21 protein-coding genes are annotated in these 19,757 nt (G+C 73.7%); 15 read left to right on the top strand and 6 right to left on the bottom strand.

Features of this window, described 5'->3' with window-relative positions:
• Both GA0070611_RS04245 and GA0070611_RS04240 read right to left on the bottom strand, forming a co-directional pair.
• A complete protein-coding gene (locus tag GA0070611_RS04245) occupies positions 1-816 on the bottom strand; it encodes a sugar phosphate isomerase/epimerase family protein (protein ID WP_091657732.1) in 816 nt (271 codons plus the stop codon).
• Entirely contained in the window at positions 817-1,815 is a 999-nt protein-coding gene (locus GA0070611_RS04240) for a zinc-binding dehydrogenase (RefSeq protein WP_231921320.1), read from the bottom strand. It abuts the gene before it with no gap.
• Between the two features lie 161 nt (positions 1,816-1,976).
• Between GA0070611_RS04240 and GA0070611_RS04235 the strand changes: the two genes are divergently transcribed.
• Genes GA0070611_RS04235 through GA0070611_RS04215 form a run of 5 tightly spaced genes read left to right on the top strand, consistent with a single transcriptional unit; the run spans position 1,977 to position 6,447 of the window.
• Positions 1,977-3,368: an ABC transporter substrate-binding protein gene (locus GA0070611_RS04235; protein ID WP_091657723.1), complete on the top strand. Its 1,392-nt coding sequence runs from the start codon at positions 1,977-1,979 to the stop codon at positions 3,366-3,368.
• The gene (locus GA0070611_RS04230) at positions 3,365-4,321 is read left to right on the top strand and encodes a carbohydrate ABC transporter permease (protein ID WP_091657718.1); all 957 of its coding nucleotides are present in this window, start codon (positions 3,365-3,367) and stop codon (positions 4,319-4,321) included. The genes GA0070611_RS04235 and GA0070611_RS04230 overlap by 4 nt, the downstream gene beginning before the upstream one ends.
• Positions 4,321-5,187: a carbohydrate ABC transporter permease gene (locus GA0070611_RS04225; RefSeq protein WP_091657713.1), complete on the top strand. Its 867-nt coding sequence runs from the start codon at positions 4,321-4,323 to the stop codon at positions 5,185-5,187. Before GA0070611_RS04230 ends, GA0070611_RS04225 begins: the two co-directional genes overlap by 1 nt.
• Positions 5,188-5,222: 35 nt before the next feature.
• Positions 5,223-5,825: a phosphatase PAP2 family protein gene (locus tag GA0070611_RS04220; RefSeq protein WP_091657709.1), complete on the top strand. Its 603-nt coding sequence runs from the start codon at positions 5,223-5,225 to the stop codon at positions 5,823-5,825.
• A 19-nt stretch (positions 5,826-5,844) separates the two neighbouring features.
• Complete coding sequence (locus GA0070611_RS04215; RefSeq protein WP_091657706.1) at positions 5,845-6,447, top strand: class I SAM-dependent methyltransferase; 603 nt, start codon at positions 5,845-5,847, stop codon at positions 6,445-6,447.
• A gap of 247 nt (positions 6,448-6,694) precedes the next feature.
• Here the strand turns inward: GA0070611_RS04215 and eccB are convergent, their stop codons facing one another.
• A complete protein-coding gene (gene eccB / locus GA0070611_RS04210) occupies positions 6,695-8,074 on the bottom strand; it encodes a type VII secretion protein EccB (RefSeq protein ID WP_091657703.1) in 1,380 nt (459 codons plus the stop codon).
• 131 nt (positions 8,075-8,205) lie between these two features.
• Positions 8,206-9,585: an MBL fold metallo-hydrolase gene (locus GA0070611_RS04205; protein WP_091657699.1), complete on the bottom strand. Its 1,380-nt coding sequence runs from the start codon at positions 9,583-9,585 to the stop codon at positions 8,206-8,208.
• 189 nt (positions 9,586-9,774) lie between these two features.
• Here GA0070611_RS04205 and GA0070611_RS04200 point away from each other — a divergent pair, with 189 nt between their 5' ends.
• The 5 genes from GA0070611_RS04200 (at position 9,775) to GA0070611_RS04180 (ending at position 13,696) form a co-directional block, all read left to right on the top strand.
• Positions 9,775-10,044, top strand: coding sequence for a metal-sensitive transcriptional regulator (locus tag GA0070611_RS04200; RefSeq protein WP_091657695.1), 270 nt, complete (start codon positions 9,775-9,777; stop codon positions 10,042-10,044).
• 118 nt (positions 10,045-10,162) lie between these two features.
• A complete protein-coding gene (locus GA0070611_RS04195; RefSeq protein WP_091657692.1) occupies positions 10,163-11,560 on the top strand; it encodes an MBL fold metallo-hydrolase in 1,398 nt (465 codons plus the stop codon).
• A gap of 93 nt (positions 11,561-11,653) precedes the next feature.
• On the top strand, positions 11,654-12,244 hold the full coding sequence (locus tag GA0070611_RS04190) for a rhodanese-like domain-containing protein (protein WP_091657688.1): 591 nt from the start codon (positions 11,654-11,656) through the stop codon (positions 12,242-12,244).
• Positions 12,241-13,149: a sulfite exporter TauE/SafE family protein gene (locus GA0070611_RS04185; RefSeq protein WP_091657684.1), complete on the top strand. Its 909-nt coding sequence runs from the start codon at positions 12,241-12,243 to the stop codon at positions 13,147-13,149. The genes GA0070611_RS04190 and GA0070611_RS04185 overlap by 4 nt, the downstream gene beginning before the upstream one ends.
• Positions 13,088-13,696 (top strand): class I SAM-dependent methyltransferase, encoded by a 609-nt coding sequence (locus GA0070611_RS04180; protein ID WP_091657681.1) that lies wholly within the window; start codon positions 13,088-13,090, stop codon positions 13,694-13,696. Before GA0070611_RS04185 ends, GA0070611_RS04180 begins: the two co-directional genes overlap by 62 nt.
• A gap of 8 nt (positions 13,697-13,704) precedes the next feature.
• Here GA0070611_RS04180 and GA0070611_RS04175 read toward each other — a convergent pair whose 3' ends face one another.
• Positions 13,705-14,709 carry a zinc-binding dehydrogenase gene (locus GA0070611_RS04175; protein ID WP_197675953.1) on the bottom strand — a complete coding sequence of 335 codons (1,005 nt, stop codon included), beginning with the start codon at positions 14,707-14,709 and terminating at the stop codon, positions 13,705-13,707.
• A gap of 140 nt (positions 14,710-14,849) precedes the next feature.
• Here GA0070611_RS04175 and GA0070611_RS04170 point away from each other — a divergent pair, with 140 nt between their 5' ends.
• From GA0070611_RS04170 to GA0070611_RS04165, 3 genes are all read left to right on the top strand, one after another.
• Positions 14,850-15,563 carry a polyamine aminopropyltransferase gene (locus tag GA0070611_RS04170; RefSeq protein ID WP_091657674.1) on the top strand — a complete coding sequence of 238 codons (714 nt, stop codon included), beginning with the start codon at positions 14,850-14,852 and terminating at the stop codon, positions 15,561-15,563.
• A gap of 61 nt (positions 15,564-15,624) precedes the next feature.
• On the top strand, positions 15,625-15,789 hold the full coding sequence (locus GA0070611_RS31275; RefSeq protein ID WP_167604402.1) for a hypothetical protein: 165 nt from the start codon (positions 15,625-15,627) through the stop codon (positions 15,787-15,789).
• A gap of 102 nt (positions 15,790-15,891) precedes the next feature.
• Positions 15,892-17,571, top strand: a complete 1,680-nt coding sequence (locus tag GA0070611_RS04165; RefSeq protein WP_091657669.1) for a long-chain-fatty-acid--CoA ligase — start codon at positions 15,892-15,894, stop codon at positions 17,569-17,571.
• Between the two features lie 13 nt (positions 17,572-17,584).
• Here GA0070611_RS04165 and GA0070611_RS04160 read toward each other — a convergent pair whose 3' ends face one another.
• Complete coding sequence (locus GA0070611_RS04160) at positions 17,585-18,142, bottom strand: DinB family protein (RefSeq protein WP_091657666.1); 558 nt, start codon at positions 18,140-18,142, stop codon at positions 17,585-17,587.
• 92 nt (positions 18,143-18,234) lie between these two features.
• On the opposite strand from GA0070611_RS04160, the gene GA0070611_RS04155 reads away from it, so the two are divergent.
• Both GA0070611_RS04155 and GA0070611_RS04150 read left to right on the top strand, forming a co-directional pair.
• The gene (locus tag GA0070611_RS04155) at positions 18,235-19,326 is read left to right on the top strand and encodes a winged helix DNA-binding domain-containing protein (RefSeq protein WP_091657662.1); all 1,092 of its coding nucleotides are present in this window, start codon (positions 18,235-18,237) and stop codon (positions 19,324-19,326) included.
• A 132-nt stretch (positions 19,327-19,458) separates the two neighbouring features.
• Entirely contained in the window at positions 19,459-19,749 is a 291-nt protein-coding gene (locus GA0070611_RS04150) for a hypothetical protein (protein ID WP_157740204.1), read from the top strand.
• Positions 19,750-19,757 lie beyond the last annotated feature (8 nt).

The following is a 19,757-nucleotide window of genomic DNA, read 5'->3' as shown; positions in this document are numbered from 1 at the left end:
TCACGCCGCCACCCGCCACTGGGCCGGCCCGAGCACCGTGGCGGCCTGCCGCAGGGCGGCCACCGGTTCGCCGCGCAGCCGGCACTCCAGGGCCAGCCAACCGCCGTAGCCGATCTCGTCGAGCGTGCCCAGCAGCGCCGCCCAGTCCAGGTGCCCGGCGCCCGGCTGGTACCGGTTGGAGTCGCTGACCTGCACATGCCCCAGCCAGGGGGCGGCGGCGCGCAGCGCCGCGTGCACGTCGTCCTCCTCGATGTTCATGTGGAAGGTGTCGGCTACCACGCGCACCGAGGGCAGGTCGACGGCCCGGCAGAGGGCGACCGCCTCGTCGAGCCGGTTGACCATGTGGTCCTCGTACCGGTTGAGGGGTTCGAGGAAGAGGGTGACCCCCTCGGCGCGGGCGTGCTCGCCCAACTCGCCCAGGGCGTCGACGAGCACCCGCCGGTCGCCCTCGGGCGAGCGGGGCGGTTCGAACGGCGGCAGCCGCCGGGAGAACATCCCCCACGCGGCCGGCGTCATCGCGCCGACCCCGCCCAGCTCGGCGATCACCGAGAGCTGCGAGCGGAGGTTGTCCACGGCGTCGCGGGAGCGGGCCGGGTCGAAGTCGCCGATGAAGTGGTCCATCTCGACGCAGACGGTCGGCATCGGGATGCCCTCGGCGCGGGCCCGGCGCAGCTCCGGCAGCCGGCGGGCGAAGGCCAGGTCGCCCCGGCCGCGCAGCTCGATGCCCTGGTAGCCGAGGGAGACGGCGAGGGCGTACTTGTCGGTCAGGTCGGCGCCGGGGAGCAGCTGCTCCTGGCAGGCCAGTCGGATGGTCATTCAGAACCTCAGCACCACTTGGAGGACGTCACCGTCACCGCGGTCGAGCAACGCCAGGGCGTCGGCCACCGCGCCCGCGTCGACGACGTGGCTCACCAGCGGCAGCGGGTCGACGCTGCCCTCGGCCACCAGGTCCATGAAGGTGTGGGCGATCCGGGCCCCGGTCCACCGGCCGGCCGTGCCGGGTGCCGGGGTGGGCCCGCTGACCTGGGCCGCCACCAGCTGGATCCGGTTGTGGTGGAACTCCTCGCCGAGTCCCAATCCCTGTGCGTACCCCTGGTAGAAGCCGGCGGCCACGACGCGGCCGGCGTGGGTGGTGGCGCGGATCGCCTCGTGCAGCGCCGGGTACGAGCCGGACAGTTCGAGGCAGACGTCCGCGCCACGGCCGTCGGTGGCCGCGCGCAGCGCGGTGGCGGCCGAGTCGACGGCGGCGTCGACGACCCGGCGGGCGCCGAGGCGGGCGGCGTGCTCCAGCCGGGCCGGGACGCGGTCGACGGCGACCACCCGGGCTCCGGAGAGGACGGCGAGCCGGGTGCCGAGCAGCCCGATCACGCCCTGCCCGAAGACCCCCACCCAGTCACCGAGGTGCAGGTCGCCGGCGAGCACCGCGGTCAGCGCGATGGCGCCGGGGCGGGCGAAGACGGCGGCGAGCGGGTCGAGGCCCGGGGCGAGCGGGGTGACCGCGCCGGCCGGTACGACGGCCTCCGCGCGGTGTCCCCAGATGCCCCAGACCAGCTGGCCCCGGTGCCGGTCGGCGACGTCCGGCGCGGCCTCGACGACCTCGCCGACCTCCTCGTAGCCGAAGCCGACCACCGGGTACGCGGGGGCCGCCTGCCGGGGCAGGAACATCCGGGTGGCGTCGTCCCAGTCCTTGCTGAGCCGGGGGTTGCTGCCCCGGTAGAGGGTCAGCTCGGTGCCGGCGGAGATGCCGGAGTAGCAGGTGCGGACGCGGACCTGGCCCGGGCCGAGCGGATCCGGGGGGCAGGGCTCGAGGCTCACGCGCCGGGGCCCGGCCAGAGAGACAACCCAGTTGGCCATGGCGTCGCTCCGAAGAAAGTACCGGCCTCGATTCTAACCGAGAAAATCGGCATATGTGGTTAGATTGATCAATCGGTGGGTATAGATGGCACGCCGTACTGTTTTCGGGAGGAGTGCCACCGATGTCATCACCCTCGAGGCGGCTGCTCGCCTCCAGCCTGATCCTGGCATTTGCCGGGGCCGGGCTGGTGGCCTGCGGCGACGACCAGCAGAAATCCGACAGTAACCAGATAACGGTGTGGAGCCTGGAGGACGTGGCCGACCGGGTCAACGCCACCAAGGCGATCATCGCCGACTACACCGCGAAGACCGGCGTCAAGGTCAACCTGGTGGCGGTCAACGAGGACCAGTTCCCCTCCCTGATCGCCTCCAGCGCCGCCGCCGGTGACCTGCCCGACGTGGTCGGCTCGGTCTCGCTGGCCGGCGTGCGCACCCTCTCCGGCAACGACCTGGTGGACGCGGGGGCCAACAAGGCCGTGGTCGAGAAGCTCGGTCGGGACACCTTCTCGCCCCGGGCGCTGGAGCTGACCACCGAGGACGGCAAGCAACTCTCCGTGCCCAGCGACGGGTGGGGTCAGCTGCTGGTCTACCGCAAGGACCTGTTCGCCGCCGCCGGCCTGCCCGCCCCCGACACGTACGAGAAGATCGCCGCCGCGGCGGCCAAGCTGAACACCGGCGGGGTCGCCGGCATCACGGCGGCGACCTCCCCCGGCGACGTCTTCACCCAGCAGACCTTCGAGCACCTGGCGCTGGCCAACAACTGCCAGCTCACCGACGACTCGGGGAACGTGAAGCTCGACTCGCCCGAGTGCGTCGAGGCGTTCCGCTTCTACGGCGACCTGATGCGCGACCACTCGGTCAAGGGCGCCCAGGACGTCGACACCACCCGGGCCACCTACTTCGCCGGCAAGGCGGCCATGCTGATCTGGTCGCCGTTCATCCTCGACGAGCTGGCCGGGCTGCGCAACGACGCCAAGCCCACCTGCCCGCAGTGCCAGTCCGACCCCGGCTGGCTGGCGAAGAACAGCGGCTTCGTCACCGCGATCAAGGGCCCGAACGGCACCGCGCCGGCCCAGTACGGCGAGGTCAGCTCCTGGTCGATCCTCGACGGCGCGGCCGACCCGGCGAAGTCCTTCGTGGAGTACATGCTCTCCGACGGCTACCCGCGCTGGTTCGGCATGTCGCCGGAGGGCCGGGTGCCGGTGCGCACCGGCACCGCCGACGACAAGCAGAAGTTCCTCACCGCCTGGAACAGCAGCCAGGCCGGGGTGGACGCGAAGAAGCCGCTGTCGGCGGTCTACGGCGACGACGTGCTGGCCACCCTGCGCAGGAGCCCGGACTCGTTCGCGCGCTGGGGCCTCCCGCAGGGCCAGGGCAAGCTGGTCGGCGCGATCCTCGGTGAACTGCCGGTGCCCAAGGCGCTCGCCGACGTGGTCAGCGGCAAGTCCGACCCGGCGGCCGCCGCCGGCCGGGCGAAGAAGGACGTCGAAGCGATCAAAAAGGGCGTCAATTGACCACCACCGCGCCGGAGGCCGGCCGCTCCCCCACCGGGGAGCGGCCCCGCCCCGGCCGACGCCCGCTCACCCTGCGCCGCCGCGAGTCCCGCGCCGGGCTCGCGCTGGTCGCCCCCACCCTGCTCGTCGTGCTCGCGGTGATCGGCATCCCCATCGTCTGGACGGTCGTGCTGGCCTTCCAGCGGGTACGCCTGGCCACCCTGCGCAAGACCGGTCTGTTCGGCGAGCTGACGCTGGACAACTTCGACCGGGTGCTGCACACCCCCGGCTTCGCCGACACGCTCTGGACCACGCTGCTCTACAGCCTCGGCGGCACGTTCGGGTCGATCCTGGTCGGCCTCGTCGCGGCGCTGGTCGTCCGCCGGCCGTTCCGGGGCCGCACCATCGTGCGCGCGTCGATGCTGCTGCCGTACGTGGCACCGGTGGTCGCGATGGCCTTCGTCTGGCAGGTGATGCTGGACCCGCAGCTCGGCATCGTCAACGACTGGGGACAGCGGTTCCTCGGCTGGGACTCCCCGGTGCCGTTCCTGTCCCAGGAGTCCACCGCGCTGTGGACGGTGATCGCGTTCGAGGCGTGGCGGTACTTCCCGTTCGCCTTCCTGTTCCTGCTGGCCCGGCTCCAGGCCGTACCGGCCGAACTGGAGGAGGCCGCCCGGGTCGACGGGGCCACCCCGACGCAACGGTTCCGGCACATCCTGCTGCCGCAGCTGATGCCGGTGATCGCGCTGCTCGGGGTGCTGCGCTTCATCATGACCTTCAACAAGTTCGACGACGTCTACCTGCTCACCGGCGGTTCGGCCGGTACCGAGGTGGTCAGCGTCCGGGTCTACCAGTTCCTCACCGCGCGTACCGACATCGGGGCGGCGGCGGCGCAGGCGGTCGTGCTGGCCGTGGTGCTGATCGTGTTCGTCGCCATCTACCTGCGCTTCTTCAGCGGACGACGGGAGTCGTGATGGACCGGGACCGGATCGAGACGGTGAGCCTGCGCTGGCTGCGCCGGCTGGTGATCGCCGCCTTCCTGCTCGTCACCCTGCTGCCGTTCTGGTACATGCTGGTGCTCTCGGTACGCCCCATCGAGCGGTTGCTGCTCGACCCGGGCTCGTTGCTGGTCCCGGTCGGCGAGCTGACCGTGGCCACCTACGTCGAGGTGCTCAAGTCGGTCGACAACGGCGGCCAGGGCTTCCTCACCTTCATCCGCAACAGCGGCATCGTGGCGCTCTCCGCCACGGCGCTGACCCTGCTGGTCGCCATTCCCGGCGCGTACGCGGTCTCCCGGCTGCGGTTCTTCGGCCGCCGGCAGGTCAACGCGCTCTTCCTGGCGGTCTACCTGTTCCCGTCGATCGTCATCGCGATCCCGCTCTTCGTGGTCTTCACCCGGGCCGGGCTGCGCGGGTCGCTGCTCGGGCTGGTGCTGGTCTACATCTCGCAGACCCTGCCGGTCTCGGTCTACATGCTGAAGAACTACTTCGAGACGATCCCGGTGAGCCTGGAGGAGTCGGCGGCGATCGACGGGGCGGGCCGGCTGGGCATCATCCGGCGGGTCAGCCTGCCGCTGGCCGCCCCGTCGGTGATGGCCGTCGCCCTCTACGACTTCATGATCGCCTGGAACGAGTTCCTCTTCGCCCTGCTCTTCCTGGTGGACCGGCCGAACCGGTGGACGGTCTCGCTGGGGCTGTCGCTGCTCTCCGACGGGGTCGAGGTGCCCAAGACGGTGTTGATGGCCGGCTCGGTGATCCTCACCCTGCCGATCGTGCTGCTCTTCTTCGCCAGCGAGCGGCTGCTCACCGAAGGTCTCACCAGCGGAGCGGAGAAGGGTTAATTGACCTTGGCGGCCCGGGGCCGCAGGATTACCCGGTGCGAGCAGCCACGCAACGGTCGGTCAGTACCCGACTCGCCCGCCTGTTCACCGAGGTGCTCGCACCGGGTGTCCTGGTCACCGTGATGCCGCTGGTCGGCGTGGTGGCGGTGAGCCGGTCGACACGCGACTACCTGCTCTGGGGCGGCACGGTACTGCTCTTCTGCGCGGTGATCCCGATCGGCGTGCTGGTCCACGGCGTACGTCGGGGCACCCTGAGCGACCGGCACATCGGCGACCGGACCCAGCGGGCCCGGCCGCTGCTGACCGGCCTGGTCTCGGTGGCGGTGGGGTTGGGCCTGCTGGCCGTGCTCCGGGCCCCGGCCACGCTGTTCGCGATGATCCTGGTCATCTTCGTGGTCGGCGGGGCGTGCACGCTGGTCAACCACTGGTGGAAGCTGAGCATCCACGCCGCCTGCGCGGCGTCCTCGGTCACCGTGCTGGCGCTGTTCCTCGGCCCGGCGCTGCACCTCGGCTGGATCCTGGTGGCAGCGGTCGCCTGGTCCCGGGTCGAGCTGCGCGACCACACCTGGCCGCAGGTGATCGCCGGTACGGCCCTCGCCGTGCCGCTCTCCGCCGCCACCTTCCTCCTGCTCAGCTGAGCCCGGCTACGGTGGGCCAATGGGCAAGCCGACACGTTGGGTGACCGACACCGATCCGGGACATTCGCAGTGGTACGTCGACCGGTTCCGCCGGCTCGCCGCCGAGGGGGCGGACCTGGCCGGTGAGGCCCGGTTGCTGGACACGCTGGTCCCGCCGGGCGCGCGGATCCTGGACGCCGGCTGCGGCACCGGCCGGGTCGGCGCGGCGCTCGCCGCCCGGGGGCACACCGTGGTCGGCGTGGACGCCGACCCGGTGCTGGTGGCGGCGGCCGAGGCGGACCACCCGGGGCCGCGCTGGCTGGTCGCCGACCTCGCCGACCTGGACCTGGCCGCCCAGGGCGAGCCGGAGCCCTTCGACGCCGCGGTGATCGCCGGCAACGTGATGGCTTTCGTGGCACCCGGCACCGAACGGGCCGTGCTGGCCCGGGTCGCCGCCCACGTACGGCCGGACGGCCCGGTGGTGGTCGGCTTCGGCACCGACCGGGGCTACCCGCTCACCGCCTTCGACGCCGACGCGGTGGCGGCCGGCCTGCGCATCGAGCACCGCTTCGCCACCTGGGACCTGCGCGCGTGGCGCGACGACGCCGACTTCGCGGTGACCGTCCTGCGGCTCCCCCGCTGAGTCGGCGGCACCCAGCCGGGCGGCGGCAGGCGGCGGGCGGGCGCGACGCGTTGCATGCGGCGCGTCATCGCCCCTCACCCATGGGTGCTCCCCCGCCCCCTGCAAACTTGATGACGCAGACGGTTCAGATGACCGCTCCGCGGGCGAGGGATGTGCCAGCGAGCGGTGCGCCGGCGGACCGGACCGGTCCGGGCCGTCCCAGGCGACCGGACCCGGCCAGGCCAGGCCAGACCAGACCGGCGGCGGGTCAGGCCGGGGCGGCGACGGCGCGGGCGGCCGCCGGGTCGAGCGGGCTGCCCGCCGGCACCAGGCTGACCAGGCCGGCCGGCAGTCGCACCGGCCGGACCCCGGGGTAGCCGAGCATGCCGAGCACGTCGGTGCTCGGCAGCACGTACCGCCGGCCCAGGTCGGTGACGACGCTGACCGCGCCGCCGGTGGCGCCCGGCGCGGCCACCGACTCGACCACCGCGCCGCGGCCCGGCTCGACCACCACCTGGTCGGCGAGACCACGGCCGGCGGAGGTCCGCGCGGCGGCGGAGAGGTCCGGCGGGGTGGCGCCGACCCGGATCTCGCGTACGCCGGTGTCGTCGCCGACCCGGGCGCAGAGGGCACCGGAGTCGAGGGTGGCCAGCCGGGGCGGTACGGCCGGCGGGGCGGTCGGCCCGGTGGGCGCCAGGTCGGGCAGCTTCGGCAGGGCGGCGAACCGGCCAAGCGTGATCGGCTCCGGGTCGCCCTGGCCGGTGCGGGCCAGCAGCAGCGCCGCCTGGAGTTCGGTGATGCCCGCCAGGCCGTCGCGTCCGGCGACCGCGTACTGGCGGCCGCCGCCGGTGTTGCGGACCAGGTAGACGTCACCGACGGTGGCGTCGTCGACCCGGTCGGAGCGCTCACCCAGGCCGGGCAGCGCGGGCGGGGCCAGGTCGGCGCCGGCCGGCACGGCGTTGAGCAGCGCCGCCGCGACCGGCACCGCCCGTTGCCGGGTGGTGGCCAGCGCGGCCAGCACCCGGTCGGTGTCGCGCAGCAGGTAGCGCCGGTCGTGCCAGAGCAGGTGCAGGCTGCCGTCCGGGTGGCGCAGCAGCAGCCCCTGTTCGCCGAGGGGCCGGCCGCCGGTCGCCTCCCGACCGATCAGCAGGGCCGAGCGGGCGTCCGCGACGGTCGGGTCGGTGCCGGTGACCGAGCAGACCGTCCAGGGGCCGGTGGCGAGCCGGCCGGCGGGCGGGAGCGAGTCCGGCGCGTCGGCGATGCCGAGCGGCAGCCCTCGGGGGACGCCGTCGATCGAGCGGCGGGACACCAGGACGGTCTTGGGCCGTTCGGCCCCGATGATCAGCAGCGCGGAGGCGTAGTTGAGCACCGGGTGCAGCTTCTGGTCCCGGTACACGAACCGGGCACCGGACTCCTTCTCCACGATCACCGCGCCGGGGTCCCGCCAGGAGCTGCCCCCGCCGGCGAAGAGGCCGTACAGGGCGACGCCACCGAGCGCGATCACGGCGACCAGCACGCTGGCCAGGCCCGCGCCGGCCAGCCGCCGGAACGGTGACTGCGCCGGGTCCGTCTCGCGCATCACCAGCGCCGCGACCGCCCGCTGGACGGTGAACTGGTAGGAGTGCAGCTGGTCCTGGCGTGACGGCATCGGGTCCCTTCCGACGGGTTCGTCGGCGGACAGGATAGACGCTGCGTCGATCCCTGGTGGACCCAGCGTCGCCGCCGGCACCGGCCGGGCGGGGGCGGCCAGGTCGGGCCCGGCCGCCCGCGCGTCGGCGGTCAGACCGCCGCGTGCAGGGTCTGCCAGGCGCCGTAGCCGCCGAGCAGGTCGGAGACGTCCGCCCGGCCGGCGGTGCGGAGGAGGCTGGCGGCGACGGAGGAGCGGTAGCCGCCGGCGCAGTGCACCACGACCGGCCGGTCGGCGGGCACCTCGTCGAGCCGGCGGGTCAGCTCCGCGAGCGGGATGTGCAGCGAGCCGTCGACGGCGCCCTGCTCGCGCTCGCCGGCGTTGCGCACGTCGAGCACCACCGGCGCGTGCGGGCGGTCGAGCGCCGTGCGCAGCTCGGTGGCGGTGACCCGGCTGGCCCGGGTCAGGTCGGCGGCCAGTTCCAGGAACGCGCCCTCGGGCTCGCGCAGGTAGCCGACCACGTGGTCGAAGCCGATCCGGGCGAGGCGGACGACGATCTCCTCCTCGCGGTCCTGCGGAGCGACCACGAGGACCCGGCGGTCCGGCGCGACGACACTGCCGGCGGTCTCGGCGAACCGACCGTCGGCGGGAATGTTGATCGCGCCACGCAGATGTCCGGCGGCGTACTCCCGGGGGTCCCGGGCCTCGACCACCACGGCGCCCTCGGCGCGGGCGCGGGCGAACTCGGCGGGGTCGAGCGGGCGGGCGGACCGGGTGTGGTCGAACAGCTCGCGGGCCTTGCGGTTGAGCGCCGCGTCGAAGGCGAAGTAGCCGGGTGCCGTGGGCTGTCCGCCGGTGACCAGGGCGAGGAACCGCTCCTCGCTCATCGGGGCGCAGGCGTAGTTGGTGCGGCGCTGCTCGCCGATGGTGGACTGCCGCTCGGTGGAGAGGTTCTTGCCGCACGCCGAGCCGGCGCCGTGGGCCGGGAAGACCCGGACCTCGTCGGGCAGCCCCATCAGCTTGCGTTGCACGCTGTCGTAGAGCATCCGGCCCAGTTCGTCGGCGGTGACACCGAGGGAGGCGAGCAGGTCGGGGCGGCCGACGTCGCCGATGAAGAGCGCGTCGCCGGTCAGCACCCCGTACGGCACCGCGTCGTCGGCGTGCGCGCGGACGAGGACGCTGATCGACTCCGGGGTGTGGCCGGGGGTCTCCATGATCTCCAGCGTCACCTCGCCGAGGCTGATCCGCTCCCCGTCGCGCAGCTTGCGGCTCGGGTACTCGGTCTCGGCGCGGTGGCCGTAACCGATCCACGCGCCGGTCGCGGCGGCCACCTCGAGGTGCCCGGCGAGGAAGTCGGCGTGGAAGTGGGTGTTGATCACGCCCTCGATGGTCAGACCGTGCGCGCGGGCATCGGTCAGGTACTCGTCGATGTCCCGACGCGGGTCGACGAGCACGGCCAGCCCGGTGGTCTCGTCGCCGACCAGGTACGACGCCTGGGACAGACAGTCGAGGTAGTACTGGGTGAACAACATCTGCCGAACTCCTTCACCGCGATGGCTGGCGATACACCGACCATAGCGCATACCCCCGGGGGTATATTCCGGCCACCCGGCGAGCGCCCCGCCGACCGCCAGTAGTTTGGGAATACCCAGCGGGGTATCCGACTCGGGCTGGGCAGGTGGGTACCCCCCGGGGTATCTTGAGACGCAGGAGGTAGTGCCGTGAAGCTGCAACCCGAGATGACCGGCGAGGCGCTGACCCGACTCAAGCGGGCCCGGGGCCAGCTCAACGCCGTCATCGAGATGATGGAGAACGGCGAGGACTGCCGGGCCGCGTTGACCCAACTCGCCGCCGTGTCCAAGGCCATCGACCGAGCCGGCTTCAAGATCATCGCCTCCGGCATGCGGCACTGCGGCACCGCCCGGGACCGGGGCGAGGAGCCGGAGATGACCGAGGAGGAGCTGGAGAAGCTCTTCCTCGCCCTGGCCTGACAACCGACCGCCCCCGTCGCGTGATCGCGGCGGGGGCGGGTAAGCGGTCCGCGACCCGGGCCGACGTCTGCCTCCTACATACCCCCGGGGTATGTAGGGAATGAGAGGAGAACCGCACATGTCAGTCGACGTGTCCGTGATCGCCACGTCCTCGCTCGGCGACCGCAGCTATCTGGCCACCGACGGTCGGGTGGCGGTCGTGGTCGACCCGCAGCGCGACGTCGACCGCGTCCTGTACCTCGCCGGCGCCCGCGGGGCGCGGGTCACCCACGTGGTCGAGACGCACGTGCACAACGACTACGTCTCCGGTGGGCGCGAACTGGCCCGGATCACCGGTGCGCGGTACCTGGTGGCGGCGGCCGACCAGGTCGCCTTCGACCGGGTCCCGGTGGCCGACGGCGAAACCGTGCCGGTCTCCGACACCCTGCGGCTGCGGGTGGTCGCCACCCCGGGCCACACCTTCGGCCACCTGTCGTACGTGCTGGACGAGGCCGCCGGGGACGGCTGGCGGCCGGTGGGCGTCTTCACCGGCGGGTCGCTGCTGTTCGGCACCACCGGACGCACCGACCTGCTCGGCCAGCAGCACGCCCACGACCTGGCCCACCACCAGCACGCCTCGGCGCGGCGGCTGGCCGACCTGCTGCCCGACGGCACCCAGGTCTGGCCGACGCACGGTTTCGGCAGCTTCTGCTCCGCCGCCCAGGCCGACGCCCCCGACTCCACCATCGGCCGGGAGAGGCAGGCCAACCCGGTGCTGCGCCTCGCCGCCGACCAGTTCGTCACCGAGACCCTCGCCGGCCTCGACGCCTACCCGGCGTACTACGCCCACACGGGCGTGACGAACGCCGGTGGACCGGCCCCGGTCGACCTCACCCCGGTCGCCCGGGCCGACGCCGAACAGCTCCGGGACCGGATCGCCGCCGGCGAGTGGGTGGTGGACCTGCGGCACCGCAAGGCGTACGCCGCCGCACACCTGACCGGCACCGTCGCCCTCGGGCTCGACGGCCCGATGTCGACCTGGCTCGGCTGGCTGATCGACCGGGGCACGCCGGTCACCCTGCTGGCGGAGACGCCCGAGCAGGTCGCCGACGCCCAGCGGGAACTCGTCCGGATCGGCATCGACCGGCCCGCCGCGCAGGCCACCGGCACGCCCGAGGAGTGGTCCGCCGAGCCCGGACAACTGCGCGAGCTGCGTACCGCGGACTTCCCCGCCCTCGCCGCGGCCCGCGCCGGACGGACCCCGGTCGGCCGGCCCGCGCCGGACGTCGTGCTCGACGTACGGATGACCAACGAGTGGCAGGCCGGTCACGTCGAGGAGGCCGTGCACGTCCCCCTGCCCGAGCTGCCCGGGCGGCTCGGCGAGATCCCCGCCGGCGTGGTCTGGGTGCACTGCGGCTCGGGATACCGGGCCACCGCCGCCGCGTCCCTGCTCGCCAACGCGGGCCGCGAGGTCGTCGTCGTCGACGACCGGTTCGACCGGGCCGGGGCGGCCGGCGTCGCCCTGACCACCGACTGAGGCGTACCCCCGCTTCCGGCCCGCGCGACCGTGCGCCGGCCGGCGTCCCACCCTGCCCGCCCGCCGTGGCGGTTCATCCGAGAACGAGGAGACATGAGCACTTCCGAGACCACCCGCCCGGCCACCCTCGACGCCGCCACGCTGCGCGAGCTGATCGACGCCGGACGCGCCCCCCGACTGCTGGACGTGCGCACCCCGGCCGAGTTCGAGACCGTGCACATCCCCGGCGCGTACAACGTCCCGCTGGACCTGCTCAAGGAGCACCGCGAGGAACTGCGCCACCACCTCGACGAGGACGTGGTGCTGATCTGCCGCTCCGGTGCCCGGGCCAGTCGGGCCGAGCAGTCCCTCGCCGGCGTCGGCCTGCCCCACCTCAAGGTCCTCGACGGCGGGATGCTCGCCTGGCAGGCCGCGCAGGCGCCGGTCCGGCAGGGCCGGCAGCGCTGGGACCTGGAGCGGCAGGTCCGCCTGGTCGCCGGCTCGATCGTCCTGCTCAGCATCCTGGCCTCGGTCCTCGTGCCGGGCCTGAAGTGGGTCGCCGCGTTCATCGGCGCCGGCCTCACCTTCGCCGCGCTCACCAACACCTGCGCGATGGGCATGCTGCTCGGCAAGCTGCCGTACAACCGGGGCGCGAGCTGCGACCTCGACACCATCGTCGGGCAGCTGCGCGGGGGGCGGGCATGACCGCGACCCTGGCGCTCACCCTCGGGCTGGCCGTGCTGATCGGGGTCAGCCTCGGTCTGCTCGGCGGCGGCGGCTCCATCCTGGCCGTGCCGCTGCTGGTCTACGTCGCCGACCTGCCGCCCAAGGAGGCCATCGCGACCTCCCTGCTGGTCGTCGGCGCCACCAGCGCCGTGGGCGTGCTGCCGCACGCCCGCGCCCACCGGGTCCGCTGGCGGACCGGACTGATCTTCGGGCTGGCGGGCATGACCGGCGCGTACGCGGGCGGCCGGCTGGCCGCGTACGTCCCGGCCGGGGTGCTGCTCACCGGCTTCGCGGTGATGATGCTGGCCACCGCGGTCGCGATGATCCGGGGCCGGCGTGCCGCCGAGGGCAGGCCCGTGCCGCACGAGTTGCCGGTGTTCCGGGTGGTCCTCGACGGGATCGTCGTCGGGCTGGTCACCGGTCTGGTCGGGGCCGGCGGCGGCTTCCTGGTGGTGCCCGCGCTGGCCCTGCTCGGCGGCCTGCCGATGCCGGTCGCGGTCGGCACCTCGCTGGTGGTCATCGCGATGAAGTCCTTCGCCGGGCTGGCCGGCTATCTCTCCAGCGTGCAGATCAACTGGGGTCTCGCGCTCGCCGTCACCGCCGCCGCGATCGTCGGCAGCTTCCTCGGTGGGCGACTCGCCGGACGGATTCCGGCCGACCTGCTGCGCAAGGCGTTCGGCTGGTTCGTCGTGGTGATGGGGATCTTCGTACTCGCCCAGCAACTGCCGCCCGCGCCGGGACTGGCGCTGGCCGCCGTGGGAGCGCTTGCGACAGCCGGTACGGTCACGGTGGCGGTGTGGGGCCGCCGAAGGAGGGGACACAGTGGACAGCAGCGCCTGGGACACCCGGTACGCGAACACATCGGGACTGGTGTGGAGCGCTGAGCCCAACCGTTTCGTGGTGGAGTCCGTCGCCGGGCTCACCCCCGGCGCCGCCCTCGACCTGGCCGCCGGCGAGGGACGCAACGCGGTCTGGCTGGCGGAGCAGGGCTGGCGGGTGACCGCCGTGGACTTCTCGGCGGTGGCCGTCGAGCGCGGTCGGGAACTGGCCGCCGGGCGCGGGGTGACGGTCGAGTGGCGGGTCGCGGACGTGACCGCGTACCGGCCGGTGCCCGGCAGCTACGCGCTGGTGCTGCTCAGCTACCTGCACCTGCCCGGCGCCGACCTGGCCCGGGTGCTGGACTCGGCGCGGCGGGCGCTGCGCCCCGGCGGCACCCTCGTCGTGGTGGGGCACGACCTGGCCAACCTCACCGGGGGCACCGGCGGTCCGCAGGACCCGGCGGTGCTGCTCACCCCCGAGACCGTGGTGGACGGGCTGGCCGGGCTGCGCATCCGGCGCGCCGAGACGGCCCGCCGGCCGGTGGCCACCGACGACGGCGGCACGGTCGACGCGCTCGACACGGTCGTCGTCGCCACCCGCCCTGCCGGCTGACCCGGCCCTCAGGGGCGCAGGATCAGCCGGATCGGGTTGCCGTCCTTGTCCTGCACCCGGCGTACCGCCTCGGTGGCGTCACCGAGCGGCAGCACGTCGCTGACCGACGCGGCCAGGTCGAGCCGCCCCTGCCCGGCCAGCGAGACCAGTTGCGTGACGTGCTCGGCCGCCGAGCCGTAGTGTCCGAGCACGGCCTGGCCCAGGTAGTTGAAGCGGCTGTCCGAGGCGATGGTCACCGGTTGGTTGGCGATCCCGGCCAGCACCAGCCGCCCGCGCCGGCCGAGCACCGTCAGGGCCTGCTCGCGGACCGGGGTGACCCCGGCGAAGTCGAACGCCACGTCGAGTCCCCGGGCGTCGGTCAGCTCCAGCACGGCGTCGCGGAAGCCGTCGTCCTTCGGGTCGAGGGCCACGTCGGCGCCGAGGACCAGGGCCCGGTCCCGGGCCGCCGGCAGCGGGTCGACGGCGATCACCGGGGCCGCGCCGACCAGCCGCAGCAGCTGCACCGCGTGCGCGCCGAGCCCGCCGACGCCCCACACCCCGACGGCCTCCCCGGGCCGGGTACGCGCGGTGTCGGTCACCGCCGCCCACGGGGTGGAGACCGCGTCCGGAATGATGCAGGCCTGCTCGAACTCCAGCGCGTCGGGGATCGGGACCAGGGTGTCCTCGCGGGCCAGGGCGTACTCGGCCCAGCCACCGTCGTAGTCGACGCCGCGGGTGAGCACGGTGCCCCGCCGGTCCCGCTCCCCCGCCTGGAGCAGCACCCGTTGGCCGGGCTGCCAGCCGGTCACCCCCGGGCCGAGCGCGTCCACCGTGCCGGCCACCTCGTGACCGAGGGTGACCACGTCACCGGCCAGGTACACCGGGGTCAGGGTGCCGTCGATCAGGTGCACGTCCGACAGGCACACTCCCGCCGCGGCGACCCGTACCCGCACCTGCCCGTGCTCCGGCTCGGGCACCGGCACCGTCTCCAGCCACAGCTCCCGCTGCGGCACGTGCAACCGTCCGGCCAGCATCTGCGCCACGCCGTACTCCTCTCTCCGCCTGGCGAGGGCGTACCCGCCGACGGGCCGGCGATGCCGACGGCGGCGGAAAACCCCGGCCGCCCACCACCCTGCCGGTAGCATCCGGGAACGGAACCGACGGAGAGGACCACATGGTCGCGCGATTCGAGGAACTGGCCTGGCGGGAGACCCCGATCGGCGAGATCAGCCTGCGTCGGCGTCGCGACCCGTCGCTCGACGTCGACGTGTACGAGGTGAAGCTCGACGACGAGTTCCTCATGTCCAGCCTCTTCCCGGTCGCCGAGATCGAACTCGCCCGGCTCGGGCTGGCGCAGCTGGACGGGACAGCCCTGGACGTGGTCGTCGGCGGGCTGGGCCTCGGCTACACGGCGCGTACCGCGCTGGAGGACTCCCGGGTCCGCTCGCTGGTGGTGGTCGAGGCGATCGAGGACGTGATCGACTGGCACCGGCGGGACCTGCTGCCGTTCGCCGCCGGGCTGGCCGCCGACCCGCGTACCCGCTTCGTGCGGACCGACTTCTTCGCGGCGGTCGCCTCAGGCGCGGGGTTCGACCCGGAGTCGCCGGGTCGCCGGTTCCACGCGGTGCTGCTCGACGTGGACCACTCGCCGCGCCAGGTGCTGCACCCGAGCCACGCCGACTTCTACACGGTGGACGGGCTGCGCCGGCTCGCCGCGCTGCTGCACCGCGACGGCGTCTTCGCGCTCTGGTCGAACGACCCGCCGGACCCGGCGTTCCAGCGGACGCTGACCGAGGTGTTCCCGACGTCGGTGGCGCACGTCGTCCGGTTCCCCAACCCGTTGCAGGGGCGAGAGGCGGCGAACACGGTCTACGTGGCCCGGTTCTGACCGGCATGGCGCGTCCCGGAACGGGAAGACGGGCGACCCACCGTACGCACGGGAGGTCGACATGCGCGCGCTGATCTGGGTCGTCGCCGTCATCGCCGGCGCGCTCATCCTGGTCGGGCTGATCCTCCAGGCCGCGAAGTGGTTGATCATCATCGGCGGGATCGCGCTGATCGCCGCGATCGTGCTGGCCTTCGTGCGCGGCCGCCGGGCGATGCAGCGGCACTAGCGGCGTCCCCTGTGTGACGAAGTCACCAGGTTACGCGAGCGTAAGTTACCGGATGGTTAAGTTAGGGTGGTCACCGTCATCCGGTAGCGAGGAGGCACGGCGATGGACGCGACCCCGCAGCGCCCCTGGACCCGCAGTTACGCACCGGGCGTACCGGCCACCGTCGCGGACCCGCCCGGCTCGCTGGTGGATCTGCTCACCGACGCCGCCCGCCGCTTCGGCCCCCGGGTCGCGCTCGACTTCTACGGCGCCACCACCAGCTACGCGGAGCTGACCGGACAGGTCGCCCGGGCGGCCGAGGCGCTGCGCCGGCTCGGCGTCGGCCCGGGTGACCGGGTGGCGCTGGTGCTGCCGAACTGCCCGCAGCACGTGGTCGCCTTCTACGCGGTGCTGCGCCTCGGCGCGGTGGTCGTCGAGCACAATCCCCTCTACACCGCGCAGGAGTTGGCGCACCAGCTCACCGACCACGGCGCCCGGGTCGCCATCGTCTGGGACAAGGTCGCGCCGCTGGTCACCGGCCGGGGCGCGGTGCGCGAGGTGGTGGCGGTGGACCTGACCGGGGCGCTGCCCCCGCTCAAGCGCTGGGCGTTGCGGCTGCCGTTGCCGAAGGTCCGCGCGGCCCGTGCCGCGATGACCGCGCCCGCGCCCGGCGCCCACTCCTGGTCCGCGCTGGTCGCGGCCGCGCCGCCGCTGCCCGCCGACCATCCCGCGCCGGCCGTCGACGACGTCGCCCTGCTCCAGTACACCGGCGGCACCACCGGCGTCCCGAAGGGGGCCGTGCTCACCCACCGCAACCTGCGGGCCAACGCCGCGCAGGGCCGCGCCTGGGTGCCCGGCCTGCGCGACGGCGAGGAGACCGTGTACGCGGTGCTGCCGCTGTTCCACGCGTACGGGTTGACCCTGTGCCTGACCTTCGCGGTGGGCATCGGCGCCACCCTGGTGCTCTTCCCCCGCTTCGACCTCGACCAGGTGCTCGACGCGGTGCGCCGCCGGCCGCCGACCTTCCTGCCGGCCGTCCCGCCGATCTACCAGCGGCTCGCCACCGCCGCCCGGGAACGCGGCGTCGACCTGACCTCGATCCGGTACGCGATCTCGGGTGCGATGGCGCTGCCCCCGGACACGGTGCAACTGTGGGAGTCGGTCACCGGCGGGCTGCTCGTCGAGGGCTACGGGATGACCGAGACCTCGCCGATCACCCTGGGCAACCCGGTCGCGGCCGGCCGCCGGCCCGGCACGGTCGGGGTGCCGTTCCCGTCCACCGAGGTCCGCATCGTCGACCCGGAGGAGCCGACCCGCGACCGGACCCCCGGCGAGGCCGGCGAACTGCTGGTCCGCGGCCCGCAGGTCTTCTCCGGCTACTGGAACCGTCCGGAGGAGACGGCGAAGGTGCTGTTGCCGGGCGGCTGGCTGCGCACCGGCGACATCGTCACCATGGACCCCGACGGGTTCGTGACCGTGGTCGACCGGATCAAGGAACTGATCATCACGGGCGGGTTCAACGTGTACCCGTCCGAGGTGGAGGAGGTGCTGCGCCGGGTCCCCGGCGTACGCGACGCCGCCGCCGTCGGGCTGCCCGGCACGGACGGCGAGGAGGTGGTCGCGGCGGTGGTCCTGGACCCGGGCGTCGGGGCCGACCCGGAGTCGGTCCGCACGTCCTGCCGGCAGCACCTCGCCGGGTACAAGGTGCCGCGCCGCGTCGTCGTGGTGGACGACCTGCCCCGCTCGCAGATCGGCAAGGTGCTCCGCCGGGAGGTCCGCGACCGGCTGCTCGCCGAGCGCTGACACCCGCGGCGGCTCAGACGGTGAAGTCGGCCGGTGCTCCTTCGCCGACCCGACCGTCCACCGCTTCCCGGAGCAGGTCGGCATGGCCGGTGTGGCGCGCGTACTCCTCGATCATGTCCAACAGCATGAGCCGGACCGTGGGCGTGCGACCGTCGGGCCAGGTGAACGAGGCGGGCCCGTCGAGGCCGCGTTCCTCGATGACCTCGGCCACGAGCGTGCGCGACCGGTCGACAGCGTCCCGCCACAACGCGTGGAGCTCTTCCGGAGAGTCCACGGCCCCCGTGCGCCACTCCCAGTCGGGATCGGCGTCGAAGTCGACCGCGTTCCACGGAGCGCCGTACTCCTTCCCGGCGAGCTTGACCGCCAGCCAGTCCGCCTCCACCAGGGCCACATGCTTGACGAGCCCACCGAGCGTCATCGAGCTGGCGGCCGTGGTCATGCCCAGGCCCCGCTGGTCGAGACCCGACGTCTTCCAGGCGAAGGTACGCCGGTTGCGCTCGAGGACGGACAGCAAGGCATCGGCTTCGCCGCGAGCTGCCGACGGGGAGGCCGGTGCGGGAGTCTCGCTCATGGCCGGAGCCTAGCCGTGCGGCCCGTCCGGTGTGGTCCCCGGCGGCGGGCGACGTGCACCGCCGACGGGGTGACGGTGCGTAGGGTGTGCGCATGCTCGATGCGCGTCAGGTGAGGAACTTCCGGATCCGGGCCCAACAGCTCGACCGGGCCGGGGGCACGCTCGCGGACACCGCCGTGCTCGACATCGGCGTGCAGGACACCGGCCCGGACGGCGGCCGCTGGGCGCTGGCCGTCCGCGGCGTCGACGTGACCGCCCTCTCCCCCGACGACGTCGCCCTGCTCTGGACCGTACGCGGCGCGCCGCACCTCTACCGCCGCGCTGACCTGCCGCAGGTGGCGGCGGCGGTCGAGCCGTTCTCCGACGCCGACGCGGGCAAGCGCATCTACGACGCCGCGAAACCGTTGAAGGCGGCCGGTATCGGCATCCTGGCCGCCCTCGACGAGGTGGCCGCCCGGATGCGCGCCGTGGTCACCGCGCCGACGGTCAAGGGCGAGGTGTCCGCCCGGCTGGCCGAGGAGCTGCCCGAGCCGTACCTGCGGTTCTGCCGGCCGTGCCAGGCCACCCACCTGTACGAGATGCCCTTCCGGCTGGCCGCCGTGCGGGCCGGGCTGGAACTGGAGCTGGACACCTCGCCACCGGTGCTGCGCCGCATTCCCGGGTTCTCCCGGGCGGCGGACCCCGGTGAGCGGTTCGCGCTAATCCGGGCGTACCTGCGGCTGCTCGGTCCGGCCACCGCGCAGCACGTCGCCGGTTACCTCGACGCCCCGGTCAAGGAGGTGAAGGCGCACTGGCCGCAGGACGTGGTCGAGGTGACGGTCGACGGCGAGCGCCGTTCGCTGCTGGCCGCGGACGAGGCGCAACTGGCGTCGGCGGACGCCCCGGCGACCCGGCTGCTGGGGCCGTTCGACCTCTTCCTGCAGGCCAAGGACCGGTCGACCCTGGTGCCGGACCCGGCCCGGGCGAAGGAGTTGTGGCCGGTGCTGGGTCGCCCCGGCGCGGTGCTGGTCGACGGCGAGCTGGTCGGCACCTGGCGGCCCCGCAAGGCCGGTCGGAGGTTCACGGTCGCCGTGCAGCCCTGGCAGCCGCTGTCCGACGCCCGCCGGGGGACCGTCACCGAGCAGGCCGAACGGCTCGCCGCGTACCGTGGCGTGGCGCTGGGCGGCGTCGAGTTCGCCGACTGACGCAGCCGGGCGCCCCACTGACGGGGCGGACAACTGATGGGGTCGGGCCATATCGTGCACGTCATGCCGCTGACCGGGACCTCGGAACGTCACAGCCGCATCGATCGGCGGCGTGATCTCGCCGGTTGGCTGGTGACCCCCCTCCTCACGCTGGTGGCGGGTCCGGTGGTCGCCGGATGCCTGGGGATGCTGGTGACCCTCGGCGACCAGTCGGAGCCGGCGTTCTGCGACCGGGTCCGGGCCGAGAACGGGTGCGAGGAAGCCACCCTCGCCATGCTGGCCGGGCACGCCGTGGGCTTCGCCGTGCTGTGGCTCCTGCTCTGGGCCGTGCCGTGGTGGCGTGGTCTGCGCGCCGTACGGATCCTGCTGGCCCTCGTCGCCGTCATGGTGCTGGTCGCCGCGCCGATCCGGATGGCCGGCTGACGGCCCGA

Origin of the sequence: Micromonospora auratinigra (assembly GCF_900089595.1) — a bacterium.
GTDB lineage: Bacteria > Actinomycetota > Actinomycetes > Mycobacteriales > Micromonosporaceae > Micromonospora > Micromonospora auratinigra.
Note: the sequence above shows the minus strand (reverse complement) of the source record. Positions and strands in the feature narration are given on the sequence as shown.

Excerpts from the sequence above, each read along its gene's own strand:
- eccB (WP_091657703.1), bottom strand. The coding sequence starts at position 8,074 with ATGCCGTCACGCCAGGACCAGCTGCACTCCTACCAGTTCACCGTCCAG.
- GA0070611_RS04225 (WP_091657713.1), top strand. The coding sequence starts at position 4,321 with ATGGACCGGGACCGGATCGAGACGGTGAGCCTGCGCTGGCTGCGCCGG.
- GA0070611_RS04160 (WP_091657666.1), bottom strand. The coding sequence starts at position 18,142 with ATGAGCGAGACTCCCGCACCGGCCTCCCCGTCGGCAGCTCGCGGCGAA.
- GA0070611_RS04175 (WP_197675953.1), bottom strand. The coding sequence starts at position 14,709 with ATGCTGGCCGGACGGTTGCACGTGCCGCAGCGGGAGCTGTGGCTGGAG.
- GA0070611_RS04170 (WP_091657674.1), top strand. The coding sequence starts at position 14,850 with ATGGTCGCGCGATTCGAGGAACTGGCCTGGCGGGAGACCCCGATCGGC.
- GA0070611_RS04165 (WP_091657669.1), top strand. The coding sequence starts at position 15,892 with ATGGACGCGACCCCGCAGCGCCCCTGGACCCGCAGTTACGCACCGGGC.
- GA0070611_RS04235 (WP_091657723.1), top strand. The coding sequence starts at position 1,977 with ATGTCATCACCCTCGAGGCGGCTGCTCGCCTCCAGCCTGATCCTGGCA.
- GA0070611_RS04190 (WP_091657688.1), top strand. The coding sequence starts at position 11,654 with ATGAGCACTTCCGAGACCACCCGCCCGGCCACCCTCGACGCCGCCACG.
- GA0070611_RS04215 (WP_091657706.1), top strand. The coding sequence starts at position 5,845 with ATGGGCAAGCCGACACGTTGGGTGACCGACACCGATCCGGGACATTCG.
- GA0070611_RS04245 (WP_091657732.1), bottom strand. The coding sequence starts at position 816 with ATGACCATCCGACTGGCCTGCCAGGAGCAGCTGCTCCCCGGCGCCGAC.
- GA0070611_RS04205 (WP_091657699.1), bottom strand. The coding sequence starts at position 9,585 with ATGTTGTTCACCCAGTACTACCTCGACTGTCTGTCCCAGGCGTCGTAC.
- GA0070611_RS04185 (WP_091657684.1), top strand. The coding sequence starts at position 12,241 with ATGACCGCGACCCTGGCGCTCACCCTCGGGCTGGCCGTGCTGATCGGG.
- GA0070611_RS04195 (WP_091657692.1), top strand. The coding sequence starts at position 10,163 with ATGTCAGTCGACGTGTCCGTGATCGCCACGTCCTCGCTCGGCGACCGC.
- GA0070611_RS31275 (WP_167604402.1), top strand. The coding sequence starts at position 15,625 with ATGCGCGCGCTGATCTGGGTCGTCGCCGTCATCGCCGGCGCGCTCATC.
- GA0070611_RS04155 (WP_091657662.1), top strand. The coding sequence starts at position 18,235 with ATGCTCGATGCGCGTCAGGTGAGGAACTTCCGGATCCGGGCCCAACAG.